Source organism: Pseudomonas sp. NPDC077649 (assembly GCF_044542855.1).
In the GTDB taxonomy this organism is placed as follows: Bacteria; Pseudomonadota; Gammaproteobacteria; order Pseudomonadales; family Pseudomonadaceae; genus Aquipseudomonas.
Genome location: NZ_JBITVF010000001.1, coordinates 1,292,602 through 1,305,307, shown reverse-complemented (window position 1 = coordinate 1,305,307; position 12,706 = coordinate 1,292,602). Strand labels below are relative to the sequence as shown.

Sequence of the window (12,706 nt, the reverse complement as noted above, 5' to 3'; positions counted from 1 at the left end):
GAAGAAGACTCCCGAATTTGGTGAAATACGCCGATCCCATTGCCCGAGTTTCCCGATAAAGCAGATGACCTTTGCCGACGCCCAGTACGCCGGCAAGCAGAAGCAGAAGCGCTTGGCCTTGCTCTGGATAGCGTCCGCGTTGGGTACACCATCTCTCACCGGCCGACGCGGGCGAAGCAGGCGCATATCGTCGTCAGCCATTGCCTATTGTCCTCCGGTGTCAGGACTTGGAAATCCATTTTGAACCAGCGCATGCCCTGGTATTCGCTCACCCCTGCCTCCTTTGCTCTCGACGCTGCAATCATTCTGATCCACATCGCCGCTCGGCTGGATCATCGAGCCACACGATGCACGCAGCTGATAGCACTGCGCCACTGAAACGACTCTACCTTGTCACTGTACCGCCCGGGTAGAGCTTGGGGCTCTTCAAGGGAGCGGCAACCACGATAGGGCGCTCCTTGTCGCCGTCTTTGTGGTTCATGTGATGTCCTACCGCAGTGCTACCCTGAAAAGGCTGCCCAAGAGCTTCCTTCCCCGACAGGCCGCTCCTGGCCGCTTGCTGGTGATGCTCAAGGGCGCAGGCGTCGAAGAAGCCGGCCTGCAGAGGCGACGATGCCTTGGCGGCGAAATCGCACCACACTTGACCACCGCTTTGCATCGCCGCTAACTCGTTCGTTGCAAAGGTAATGACCGCTTCCGCTGACCGTCCGAGCGGCTGAAAACTCCCCATCGATGCCGATAGCGGCAGGCAACAGCCGGCCAGAAGCAGTCATACCCCAAGAGCTGTTTCGGCCCCAAGATGGCGGATCTATAGATGCGTACCTACCGCTGCGCGAAAGCCAACCTCCGTGAGGACTTGGCTTGCGCCCAGCTTACATTTAAATCAAGGCCCGGAAAGATATCTGCATTATTGAATGCGCTGTTTCCAGCTCCCTGCTTGCGCAGTGACGCCATCTTCAGTCGGCACGAGCGTCCAGATCTTGGCCTCAATTCCGTCGTTTTGCAGCTTGCGCATGAAGTAACGAGCCTGCAGAGCATCATGGGTAGCGATAACGACCTGGAAACCATGATCAACGATGTAGTCACGCAGCAAATCGAAAACCGCAGAGGCATGTACCAGGTCGTGATGCTGAGTCGGGTCATCCAATAACAGTGCTTTCCAAGGAGACCACTGATGACTCATCGCCATTGAGAGCAGGAAGGTCAGTTGAAGATCCGTCAACTGTGCCTCACTCGCGATATCAGGTACCGGTACCGCTTTATTGCCAAGCGGTACAGAAACGCCGGCACGATCCTTGTTATACGAGTTGAAGAATTTCAGGCTTGCCTCGTGGAACCTGGACTCTCGCACGACACGCTTTAGCAGTGCCTGCCAGCGGGGTACCACCTTGCCGACATGCTTCTGAACATTCTCAATTTCTTTCTTGAGTGAGCCGTCCAGCAAATCCATCGCGTCCGAGATCAAGGACAACCGCAAGAAGCTGGAGCGTGCCGCGTTGATGCTGTCATTGAGGTACGCTTCGAAGGCCTCTTCTGATCGGTCAAGACGCTGAGCATCAATCAACCGCTGAGCCAGTTGTGAATCGTTCAGCTTGGCCCAAGCAGAGATCTCCACCCCAATGCCTTCGAGTGCTGAAACATACCCCTCCAGGAGGGTCAACGTAGCGCGCAGTGTCGCTTCACGGGCCTGCGCAGCTTCCGCAAGTGGGTCGCCGGTCAAATCCTGCTCTTGCCAGCTCGCCCGGATTTGAAGAAGGAGCGTTTGAACCCTTCGGATTTCTTCCTCGATCTCCTTGACTGCGGTTAATGACTCAACCAACTGATGCTGCTGGGTGTCTAGGGCGGATTGCACAGTCTCAACCTTCCCGTTCAGATCGCTGATCTGCTGTTCCAGCTGCGCTTTTTCTGCAGTGAGTTGCTCAAGCGTACGAGCCAGCGGTTCTCCAGAGGTGAGCGCGGCCAGTGCGGCAACTGCTTGATCCAGCCGCGTAGACGCTTCGCTCTGTTGAACTCGGGCCAAGTCGAGCATCTGCTGTGCCGAGTTGAAGGCCCCCTCGGTTTGTTCAAAGGCTTCAGGGGAAGGGAGAGCGTCCAAAGCCGCTCGCTGATCAGTCAAACGCTTTTTGGCAGGAGCAATACTATCGAGTTGCTGCCTGAGCGACTCCCTTGCCAATGGGAGCGAGTCACTAGCCAAAATCGGATCGGTACGAAACTGCGCAACTCGTCTTCCCAAATCCTGGCGGCTGGACTCCAAAGCACCCAGCTCCATTCGGCTGAAGTCTAGTGCTTGCTGCGCTTTCTCAACCGCGACCTCACTGGCCGTCAACGCTTCCACAGCAGCTCGCAATCGCTGCTCAGCTGCAGTCAAACTCGGATTGATCGCTTCAAGGGCTTGAGCCACACGGGACTGAAGCTTGGTTGCACCATGCGGCTCCAGGCAAAGCGGGCATTGATCTTGGTCAGCGGGAAGATGTTGCGCTATGGATGCAACGGCCTGACGGATTGCGTCGGCGGAAGAACTGAGCATCTCATAAAATGATCGGGCAGTGGCCTCCGCAGCTTTACACGTCTCATACGAGGAACGTTCGGCATCCCGATCGATGCTCTGTTTATCGATGAGCACTCCGAGATCCGTGATTTGCTGAACAACCTCGCTGATTTGCTGCTCAGTGGCCTGCCAGTCGGCAAGCATTAGACGGCTCGCCTCCAAGCGCTGCTCAGTCTGGTTGATGCCATGAAGCTGGGCGTCAATCTGAGCATGCTGGTTGCGAACCAGTTGGTTGCGCTCATGCTGCTCGCGAAGTACACGAGAATTTTCTTCAGCCTCGCGTAGGGCAGCAATCGCTGACGTCAACGCGTCATTTCGGTGAGCGATCTCCTGTTTTGCAGTGGTTTCTCCAATCAGACGCTCAAGTTGCTGCCCGATGCTGGTAAGTTCTTGCTGTGCAGAGTGGATACTGGCCTGGTGCTCCTGCAAGGCGGCATTGCCGTCAGCCCTCGTGTTCGCGTGTCTATCGAGTGTCTGACTAGCTGCCGCGAGGTCTTCATTGAGCTTTTCGAGCTGCTCCTGCGCCGCAACAAAGCTTTCAACAAGATCGTTTACCAAGGCAAGGCTTGAAATATGCGCCCGAGTCCGTTCGACCTTCCCTTGCAAGATCTCGGTCAGTGCGGAGTGTGCAATCGTCAGCCCCTCCTGGCTTGCAGGCCCGGTCAATAAGCCAGGTGGAATCTGGCTCAGGCTTTGCGTCTGGTTTGCAGCGTCAGAGAGAGCGTCGGCAATTCGATCGAGCGGTCGTAATGCACCTACTGCACCGGCAGCAGCTATGTCACGCTCCTGAAGTAGGCGAGTCCACTCGCTCAAATCAGTCTCATGCCCAATCAACACTTCTTCCGCACGGGCTTTTTGCTCCGTCAGCGACCGTCGAACGGCAGCGAGGTTGGCGCGAGCTTTAGAACCGTCGCGACCAATCGGCAGCTTCGCCAACTGGGTTCCGGCTTCCTTTTCTTCTGCATTAACGATCCACCCGTTCTCCCTCTGATCCAAGAGGTGAGTTAGACGCAGCAAGAATGGGATGTCATTTGCAGACACATTAGGGAAGACGCTGCTCAAGTCTCCGTCCCGGCTGACCTCGCCCGCTGCAGTCACGCGTGATGTCGCAGTTAACTCAGAAAAACTCAGACTGACTGTCGCTGCCGCCTGATCATCACGAATGATGTGGGCAAGGTCGTCACGGAGACGCGCGATTTTCCCGGTTAGGCCAAACTCGATCGCCTCAAATACCGTTGTTTTGCCAGTACCATTGGGCGCGAGCAAAATAGTCGCTCCGGGACTCAGCTCGATGGTGACTTCCGACCCGAATTTGCGCAGGTTCGACAGGGTGATTGAATTCAACTTGCTCACGACTGAACCTCGCTTTCACCCAGCGAGTCGGTAAGAACACGCACCACATCCGCTCCGTTTTGGTTGGTCAGAAACTGCGTTTTCCAAGCAGCGATGTGTGGAGCAGACCAAGGGTATGCATTGGACAGCGTGTTCAGCGCCGACACCAATGGATCGCTCAGCGTCTCGACATCGCCAGCGGGATCCAAGGCCGCCAAGAATGTCCGGTTAAGAAAATCACCAGCTGCTTCAGATTCGCGCACAACAACCTTGCGGCAAAATCTGTCATCCGTCTCAATCCGTGCAGCGTCATCCTTGGCGATACCGCTGATCATCAGAAACATATAGAGGTCTGCAGTCTCAGGTTCGGGCAGCACATCCCGGACATCGGCTGCCCACTGGTTGGCTGCCTGAAGGGCCGTCAGTGGAAGCTCGATGAGCAGAACCGTCCGCCAGCCCGCCCGTTCGATGTGGGAGCGCTTGAGTCGAAGAACATGCGAGTCGTAGTCGACCTCAGGCAGCATTAGCTCCGTTACGTCCCGGGGACACACGTCATACCGACCCTCTACACGCTGAATGATTGCGCCAGCCACTTCCTGCAGTGTCAGCATGATTAGTGTCCTTCCCTATAAGCTTCGATTGCTGCTTCACGCGCGTCGCGCCAAGCATCCCAATGACGTTGGAATTGCTGCTTTAGCTGGGCGAGTGTCCCGTTACGCAAGTGCTTGAGCACCCCAAATCGTGTCACCAGCAATCTGGGCTGGCGCTCAGCCGCCATGCTGTTACTGGTCTCAAAATCATCAGCCATACCGGACTCGAGTAGGCTCGTGGGAGACCCTTCGACTCCCGCGAGAATGACTACCGACGCTGGCGAAGGCCCCAAAATGGCCATCAGGTCATCGGCAACAGGCCTGGCGCCACTGTGATCGCCTGAAGCGCCTGACCAGTTCTGCAATGCAATGCTGAGAACATCCCCAACGTCAGGGATTTCGCGCCAATTGCCATCGTCGTTACCGATTGCGACGCAAACCAGAAGCAGCATCAGAATGGCGGTTTCCAGCAGGTCTGCAGTACGAGGCCCGACGCGCAGCGCGTGTTTCCCGTCTAAGCCTTCTGTTTTGGGGTACATGAGTTGTTCTAACAGTGACTCACGCGCAGCGGCGTCGGCTGTTAGCTCAGCGGCCCAAGAGCGCCACTTCGGTTCCAATGCTGCCAGTAATGGCATGTCGGATACCGAGTTCAACCTGGCCGTGATGCGGGCTTGTAGCTGCTCCCACACAAGATTGTTCATTGCCCGGTGAAGTGCTGAAGATTCATCTCGCGCCTCCAGGATCGACGAGATTTCGCGACCCGACGCGCAGGACAGCGCCTCTGAATTGTCTATCCAAGGAAGCTCATCAAGATCACTCTCGCTGATCCCAAGCGTTCTACCCAACTCGTTCCCAGCGCCTTGGCGCCAAAGCGGCTCACCCAGAAGCAGGCAATGGCTCCCGCTCTTCAAGTGCAGGGCCAGCCGAAGGATGGCCGAGTGGAGGGCCACGGTATTTGGCGTAGGCGGGCAATAGGTAGCGTGCAACCGCAGCCTTCTGTTGTTACCGCCCGCTGTCCAGTGGTGACCGACAACTTCCGTGGCAGCATGGGCCGCTGGCAAGCTCGTCGTACCATTCAAGCTGTGGGTACCGGCGACCATCCAACTGGATCCAGCCTGCGGCCTCATGAGGTATTGCGTCCAAGTCACAGCATCTGACCGGCGTGCGTCTTTGAGATGGTTAGCCATCGCATGACAGCTGATGGCGTTAACATCCGTGGTACTTGTAGAAATGTACCCCACTAGCTTCTCAAGGGTTGCCCGCGAATCATTAAAGTGCCGTCCTAACGACTCGCACGCACGCTCTTCAAGGTTCTCTTCGCTCCCTACGGCATGGATCGTAAGTGTCCGCATGGTTTGTCGAACATGATCCCAGTCGGTAAAGCCACACCAGGTCGTCAACCATTTATAGACGTTTTGCGTTGGGGTATCGGGGCGGCTAGATAGGGCAGCCAGATCAAGACCGTCCTGCTTGCAGAGTCGACAAAACTCGTGCAGGTGATTGGCGGTGATGGAGTCACTTGGCTTGCCCTTGATGACAACTTCCAGGCCGAGCAGGATGAGTGAAAAAGCGCGGACTGGCGGCTGCTTGGACTGGGGTGTGAGACTCCAGGCAGACAAGCTCTTCATGGCCTTATCGAGCTCAGAGTCGATGGCGCTATCGGACGGGACAACTGGCGTTGCACTTGCTGCTGCCTTGTTGCCGGCCTTGGGTTTATAGGACTTTATGTAGTCGGCTTTATCGATGTGCTTATCGCTGAAGGGGGTCGTCTGCCGCTTGATCTGGAAGTGCTCATAATGCTCATCCGCATGGTAGATGACCACGTCATCCCATTCGCCGATACCACCTTGTTCGGCACCGATCAGCAACGGTGCAGGGCGCCCATCCAGGTAGTTGTCCACCATGTCCGACAAACGTTGAGCTATTACCAGCTTCTCGTAGCGGCCTTTTTGCTCAAGCCGGAACCTTCGGATCATTCTGAATCCCTTCAAACATTTCGGCACCCAAGGCACCAGTGGCAGGTGTCCACATACTAGCGAGACGGTTTGGCCGAAGAAACAGGGCTCCCGCCGTCTCCCCGTATTCAGTGGCAGCTGGCTTTAGAGTCCAGCCGGCGAGCAGTCTGTAAGAAAGCTGCTGGTTCAGGCTTGTTACGACAGGCTGCTTTTGGCCGGTTGTTGCCTACCGCGACCGATAGCAGCTGACTTAATGGTAGTGGGTCTTTGACACCCTCTTTTATCTTTGGAGCGCCGGGTAGGTCGCTGCCAGCAAAGGCTGTTCCCTCAACTGTTCATGTTCTAAAGTACTCTTGGCAGCTCGTCCCAGCGGCAGGTATACCCCGGCGAGCGCAGTTCTTGCTTCATCGACCAGCCGCCCAGCGCCGGTACACGCGCCAGGCGCACTGTACCGCGCCCCATGTCGGCGTTGATCCTGTCTACCGTCGCCATCAGCGCCGCGCTGCGTGGCCGCGGCGCCGGGGCAAACAGGTCGGCCTGTACCTGCCCGGGGCTGGCCAGGTTCATCAGCATCACCCCGGCTTTCTGGTACCGGTAGCCGGGCCGGTAGATACCCTCCAGCCCGGCCAGCGCCGCCTGCACCAGGTCGCGCGAGTCGTTGCTCGGCGTGTGCAGCGGCACGCTGGCGGTGCGCGCGTAGCGCGGCTCGTCCGGGTTGAACACCCCGGTGCGGATATACACCTGCAGCAGCTGGCACACATCGCCTTGCGCGCGCAGCTTCTCCGCTGCGCGGCAGGCGTAGCTGGCCACCGCCTCGCGCAGCGGCGCCAGCTCCGTCACCCGGCGCGAGAAGCTGCGGCTGCAGGTGATCATCTGCTTCGGCTCCGGTCCCTCGTCCAGGGCGAAGCACGGCTCGCCACGTAGCTCACGAATGGTCTTCTCCAGCACCACCGAGAACTGCTTGCGCATCGTCCAGGCGTCCTGCTGCGCCAGATCCCAGGCGGTTTTAACACCCAGCGCGCCCAGGTGCGCCTGCAGCTTGCGCCCCACGCCCCACACCTCGCCCAGCGGCGCGTCCTTGAGCAACGCCGCCTGCTGCTCGGGCCGGGTGGCCACCACCACCCCGCTCTGGCTACGCCGCTTGGCGGCCCAGTTGGCCAACTTGGCCAGGGTCTTCGTGGTGCTGATGCCCACCCCCACCGGCATGCCCGTCAGCCGTTGCACTTCCGCGCGAATGTGCCGACCGTAACCAGCCAGCGGCCAGCCCAGCCCGGCCAGGTCAAGGAAGCTCTCGTCGATCGAATACACCTCCAGCCGCGGCGCCAGCTCGCGCAGCACCCGCACCACCCGGGCGGAAACGTCACCGTACAGCGCATAGTTGCTGCTGAACGCCAGCACGCCGTGCGCCTGCACCAAGTCGCGGATCTTGAAGAACGGCTCGCCCATGCCAATGCCCAGCGCCTTGGCCTCGTTGCTGCGGCTCACCACACAGCCGTCGTTGTTGCTCAGCACCACCATCGGCAACGCGCGCAGATCGGGGCGGAACAGCCGCTCGCAACTCACGTAGAAGTTGTTGCAGTCCACCAGGGCATAGGTCGGCATCAGATCCCCGGCAGCTTGTGAATGCAGCGCGTCACCACGCCGAACACCTCCAGGTCCTCGCCGTCGCGCAGGCGAATGTCCGGGTAGGCCTTGTTCGCCGCGCGCAGCACCGGCGCGCCGTGCTCATAGGCCAGCTGCTTGCAGGTGAACTCCCCGTTCACCACCGCCACCACCACCATGCCCGCGCGCGGCGTGATCGAGCGGTCTACCACCAGGATGTCGCCGTCGAAAATCCCCAGGCCGGTCATACTGTCCCCCACCACCCGCAGAAAGAAGGTGGCCGCCGGGTGCAGTACGCACAGCTCGTCCAGCGAGAGGCTGGCCTCGATATGGTCCTCAGCGGGGGAAGGAAAGCCGGCGGCAACGCGGCTCAGGAACAACGGTAGCCGCAGACCTGGCCGCAACGGGCGGCCGATCACTGTCAGGGCCATGGATAACCTCACTAATACTGTATATGAATACAGTATTATCAAACCCCAACCTTGGCAACGACAATAGACGGGAGGCACCTCATGTGCGGCGGCGTCGAAGTGGCTGGGCGCTACACCCAAACCGGCCAGCAACTGCGAATCTACTTCCCTAACCCACGCGCCGCCCTGCCCGTGCGTCAGGCCGATGGCGCCGTGGCCTGGGTCCCCTGGGGCCGCCGCAAAGAGCAACCCGGCCACCTGCCCGCCACCGGTTGGGCCCGAACCGACTCCATCACCGCCGGCAAATGGGCGCGCTACCACCCGCAGCCAGTGCAGGTGCTGGCCGAACGCTTTATGGAGAAGAATGCAGCCGGTGCCTCGCACTGGTTTGACCTGGAGCCAGGCCAAACCATTGAGGCGCTGCTCATTGAGCACGGGGAAGAACGGCGGGTCTACGTGGTCACCACCACACCGCCGCAGGGTGGGCCAACGGTGCACGACCGCTGGCCGAGCCTGGTAACGGCCTAGAGCGGGTCACCCTCCAGCATCGCAGCGCTGACCTCGAACTCGCAGTCATCGCCCTGCGGCACCAGCTCCAGCGAGGCGGAGCCGGCCGGCAGTGCGACCACCAGGCTGCGTGTCACGCACTCGGCCTCGGGCATGGTCGCCGTGGCATGCAGCATCTGCTCCGTCCACTCCACCACTTCGTAGTCGAACACCTGGGCTTCCAGGTCTTCGCCCTCGTCGTGATGGTGGATCGAGGCAAAAGCCTCCTGGCAGGTGCCGCGGCCGCGGTTGCAGCGAATCTCCACTGCATTCACCCCGGGCGGCTCGTAACCGGCCACCGTATTCCAGCCACCCCACAACAACAGATCGTCCCCCTGCTGCTGAATGATCAGCGGCGGGCGAACAACCGCATGGGGCTGTTCCAGGGGCGCGGGGTAGGCCAACCACAGGGCCGTATAAGCGGCCACCAGGGCGGAAGCAAGGGAGACGGAAAGGTAGCGGAGGATCGTAGGCATAGTCGAATTCCTTTCGAGGGGGGCTGCTGTCCTAGCCGGTTATATATCTTGAATGCGACATCTGACTTTAGGCTAGGCTCAGCATGATTTCACGCAGGTAATTCATATCGTGATCATGGCCGTCAGGGCCCGCCACAGAACGGGCCACAGGAACCGGCCAAAAGCGGTCATCAGGGCTGGCTTGAATCGGGGCCGAAGGATTACGCTCTCAGCCCCATAATTGCTGGTCAGACAGTTACCACGATCTTGCCGATCTGCTGATTGGCTTCAAGGAAACGATGGGCATCCTGGATGTCGCTAAGTGTGAATGTCTTGGCGATGATCGGGCGCAACGCACCGGACTCCAACCCTTGCAGAATAAAAGCCTTTGCTCTCTCCAGGGCTTCAGGGTCGGCCACAATCTCTGCGTAGAGATAGCCCTTCAAAGTCAGGCTTTTGCCCAGCACGGTAAACAGTGGGAATGGTGTCGGTTCAGAGCTAAGTGCGCCGTACTCCAGCAAAATTCCGCCCCGCGCCATGCTCTGCGTGAGAGGTTCCAAGGACGGCCCGCCTACAGGATCGAATACAACGCGAGCGCCTTGACCGGCAGTTATCGTCATAACACGCTCGACGATATCCTCTTCATCGCTGACGATGACATGCGCAGCGCCTGCATCAAGTAGGGCTTGCTTCTTCGCGTGAGTTCGAGTGATCGCAATCGATGTGGCGCCGACCATACGAGCCATTTGGAAGGCGGCCAAGCCAACGCTGCTTGACGCGGCGGTAACGATGACAAAATCGCCCTGCCGTAGCTTCGCCTGTTCAATCAATGCCCCCCAGGCGGTGACGTACTGCATCCAAGACGCCGCAGCCTCTTCAAAGGACAAGTTCTCAGGGCTCTTTACCACCAGGTGGGCCGGTACATTGGCCAACTCGCCGTAGGTGCCCCAGCGAGCAATATCCAGAGGTGGGATCAGAGCGACCGAGTCACCAATCGTGATCTCGGTTACGTCGCTCCCAACTGCCGTTACGATGCCTGCGGCCTCGTAGCCTAAGCGGCTGGGGAACTCCGCTTCTTGTAGGTATGCGTGATTGCGGAACATCACTTCGGCTCGGTTCAAGCCAATGGCTTTAACACTAATTTGCACCTCGTTTGCTGCTGGTGCCGATACTTCCAGATCTTCCAGCTTCAGAACGCTGGCGTCACCGTATTCATGAATTCTGACAATGCGTGCCATCATAGATACCTCGTTTATCAATGGGCCTCGACGTACATCCGGAAGGTATCCGGGCACTCGAAAGGTGACGAAAATTTAGTCATTGGTTGGCGCTGGATAAAGGCCTACGATGGCGTATTACTAGAAACAGAGTGTTTATAATGGATCGCCTGACCCAGATGGCCACGTTCGTCAAAACAGTTGAGCTGGGTTCATTCAGCGCCGCTGCGGAGGACCTGAATCTGTCCCCTCAATTGGTAGGGAAACAGGTGAAAATGCTCGAACAACATCTGGGTGTTTCCCTGCTGCACCGGACTACGCGCAGGCAAAGCCTCACCGACTTCGGCAGGGCGTTCTACCCGCGAGCAAAACTGATCCTTGCAGACATGCAGTCTGCCGAGAACCTGGCCGCCCTCACTCGGGGCACACCAAGCGGCCGCCTTCGCATCAACGCGCCGGTCACGTTCGGAATTCGCACGCTTTCGCCACGCCTGCTGGAATACATGGTTCGGTATCCTCAGGTGTCTGTTGACCTAACGTTATCGAACGAACTGGTCGATATCGTTGATGATGGTTACGACGCGGTATTTCGCATCGGCGAGCTAGAGAGCAGTGGGTTGAAGGCATTGCCACTGGAGCCCTATCAGATGGTTTTATGCGCTGCGCCGTCCTATCTTGCACGTCGCCCTCCCATCATCAATCCGTGGGATCTACAGCAGCAGGAATGTCTGGGGTTTACCTATTCTGATGGCCGCTCACACTGGAGCTTCGACAGCCCGGAGGGGCGTATAGATGTTCCTATTACAAGCAAATTAACGATCAATCAAGGTGATCCACTGCTGGCAGCGGCTGTAGCTGGTCTAGGTGTGGTTCTACAGCCGATAGAGTTGGTTAGCGATGCACTGCGCGATGGGACACTGGTGCGTCTGTTGCCGCAGTACCCGGTGCCGAATACCGCAATGCACATCCTCTATGCCCCTGACCGAAGAATGACTCCAAAGCTGCGCAGCTTCTTGGAGTTTGCGCGTGAGGCTTTTGGGCAGCGAGGCCCTCTCTAACGCACGAAAATCAATGTCTGCATCTGGCCGATTCTGTTGAAAAAGTAGCTGCTCCCTCCATGCTGTTGGCAGAATTGCTCTGTCAGCTAGCGCGGGGGCGAACAGCATGATGGGACAGTTACCAGGAGGACAGCAGCGCCTGTTCTACTCGTTCAATCTGGAAGACCACGTTCCGCCCCAACACCTCTTACGCAGCATCGACCAGTGCTGGATCTCAGCGATCTGCGTGCCTACCTGGCGGATTTCTATAGCCCCATCGGGAGTCCCCCGATTGACCCGGAATTGATGGTGCGCATGCTGGTCGTCGGCTACTGCTATGGCATCCGTTCCGAACGGCGAAGTAATGCCCGCTGTGGCCGGAGCGGCCCTTCGACACGCTGGAGCAGGCCAGGAACTGGGTGAACCGCTTCGCGGACCGGTACAACCACGAGCATCGCCACAGCGCGCTGAAGTTTGTGACGCCGGCGCAGCGACTGAGACAGCCCAAGCTCGACTGCAATCTGCGGTAATTGTAGAAGGCCATCCAGTCCACGATGGCCTGCCTTGCTTGCTCCCGAGTTGCGAAACGCTGCCCACGCACGCAAGCGGTCTTCAATCAACCCCAGAAGCTTTCGATGGGCGAGTTGTCCCCGCAATTGCCCTTGCGACTCATCGACGAACGTATGCCCCTGCTTGCTGACGCAGCTTGGAAGTTCTGGCTGCAATATTGCCCCCCAAATCGCTGTGGAAGGTAGCTCCCTGGGCAAGTGCAATCGAGGGGGGGGATCGCTGCGTAGAGCTTGTGACCCCCATCCTGCAGCGTGACCTGATTGGGTCAAGGCCGGGTTGTCATGCAGGCAGTTTGGCTGCAAGCAGTTCGACCTTCTCGATATTGGGCGGAGAACTGAGCAAGGTCGCGGAGTTGGCCATCAAGGCCGCGGCGATCTGGCCGTTCAGATGTGCTTGGCGACCTGCCTCATCGGCAAAGGCATCGAACACACCGACCGTCGAAGG

10 protein-coding genes and 4 pseudogenes are annotated in these 12,706 nt (G+C 58.6%); 4 read left to right on the top strand and 10 right to left on the bottom strand.

What is annotated here, in order from left to right:
* Positions 1 to 105: 105 nt before the first annotated feature.
* The 6 genes and pseudogenes from ACIGFL_RS06025 to ACIGFL_RS06000 all read right to left on the bottom strand — a co-directional run.
* Positions 106 to 305: pseudogene (locus tag ACIGFL_RS06025) on the bottom strand (hypothetical protein); the annotation flags it as partial.
* Between the two features lie 602 nt (positions 306 to 907).
* The gene (locus tag ACIGFL_RS06020; RefSeq protein WP_397496453.1) at positions 908 to 3,901 is read right to left on the bottom strand and encodes an AAA family ATPase; all 2,994 of its coding nucleotides are present in this window, start codon (positions 3,899 to 3,901) and stop codon (positions 908 to 910) included.
* Positions 3,898 to 4,491 (bottom strand): ABC-three component system middle component 1, encoded by a 594-nt coding sequence (locus ACIGFL_RS06015; protein WP_003298911.1) that lies wholly within the window; start codon positions 4,489 to 4,491, stop codon positions 3,898 to 3,900. The genes ACIGFL_RS06020 and ACIGFL_RS06015 overlap by 4 nt, the downstream gene beginning before the upstream one ends.
* A gap of 2 nt (positions 4,492 to 4,493) precedes the next feature.
* A complete protein-coding gene (locus ACIGFL_RS06010; RefSeq protein ID WP_041013717.1) occupies positions 4,494 to 6,446 on the bottom strand; it encodes an ABC-three component system protein in 1,953 nt (650 codons plus the stop codon).
* Positions 6,447 to 6,767: 321 nt separating this feature from the next.
* On the bottom strand, positions 6,768 to 8,027 hold the full coding sequence (gene umuC, locus ACIGFL_RS06005; RefSeq protein ID WP_021441677.1) for a translesion error-prone DNA polymerase V subunit UmuC: 1,260 nt from the start codon (positions 8,025 to 8,027) through the stop codon (positions 6,768 to 6,770).
* The gene (locus tag ACIGFL_RS06000) at positions 8,027 to 8,458 is read right to left on the bottom strand and encodes a LexA family transcriptional regulator (RefSeq protein ID WP_036987084.1); all 432 of its coding nucleotides are present in this window, start codon (positions 8,456 to 8,458) and stop codon (positions 8,027 to 8,029) included. Before ACIGFL_RS06000 ends, umuC begins: the two co-directional genes overlap by 1 nt.
* 81 nt (positions 8,459 to 8,539) lie before the next feature.
* On the opposite strand from ACIGFL_RS06000, the gene ACIGFL_RS05995 reads away from it, so the two are divergent.
* On the top strand, positions 8,540 to 8,965 hold the full coding sequence (locus ACIGFL_RS05995) for a hypothetical protein (RefSeq protein ID WP_021441675.1): 426 nt from the start codon (positions 8,540 to 8,542) through the stop codon (positions 8,963 to 8,965).
* Here the strand turns inward: ACIGFL_RS05995 and ACIGFL_RS05990 are convergent.
* Complete coding sequence (locus ACIGFL_RS05990; protein WP_021441674.1) at positions 8,962 to 9,459, bottom strand: hypothetical protein; 498 nt, start codon at positions 9,457 to 9,459, stop codon at positions 8,962 to 8,964. The two genes, ACIGFL_RS05995 and ACIGFL_RS05990, sit on opposite strands and share 4 nt — an antisense overlap.
* 227 nt (positions 9,460 to 9,686) lie before the next feature.
* On the bottom strand, positions 9,687 to 10,676 hold the full coding sequence (locus ACIGFL_RS05985; protein WP_033471767.1) for a zinc-dependent alcohol dehydrogenase family protein: 990 nt from the start codon (positions 10,674 to 10,676) through the stop codon (positions 9,687 to 9,689).
* A 140-nt stretch (positions 10,677 to 10,816) separates the two neighbouring features.
* On the opposite strand from ACIGFL_RS05985, the gene ACIGFL_RS05980 reads away from it, so the two are divergent.
* The 3 genes and pseudogenes from ACIGFL_RS05980 to ACIGFL_RS05970 form a co-directional block, all read left to right on the top strand.
* Entirely contained in the window at positions 10,817 to 11,713 is an 897-nt protein-coding gene (locus ACIGFL_RS05980; RefSeq protein ID WP_125836302.1) for a LysR family transcriptional regulator, read from the top strand.
* 106 nt (positions 11,714 to 11,819) lie between these two features.
* Positions 11,820 to 12,052, top strand: a pseudogene (locus ACIGFL_RS05975) (transposase); the annotation flags it as partial.
* 5 nt (positions 12,053 to 12,057) lie between these two features.
* Positions 12,058 to 12,192 (top strand): annotated as a pseudogene (locus tag ACIGFL_RS05970) (integrase core domain-containing protein); the annotation flags it as partial.
* Here the strand turns inward: ACIGFL_RS05970 and ACIGFL_RS05965 are convergent.
* Together ACIGFL_RS05965 and ACIGFL_RS05960 are read right to left on the bottom strand one after the other, a co-directional pair.
* Positions 12,186 to 12,457: pseudogene (locus ACIGFL_RS05965) on the bottom strand (transposase); the annotation flags it as partial. The pseudogenes ACIGFL_RS05970 and ACIGFL_RS05965 sit on opposite strands and share 7 nt — an antisense overlap.
* Before the next feature lie 84 nt (positions 12,458 to 12,541).
* Positions 12,542 to 12,706: putative quinol monooxygenase (locus tag ACIGFL_RS05960; protein WP_397496631.1), on the bottom strand; the 165-nt coding region annotated here is incomplete at its 5' end.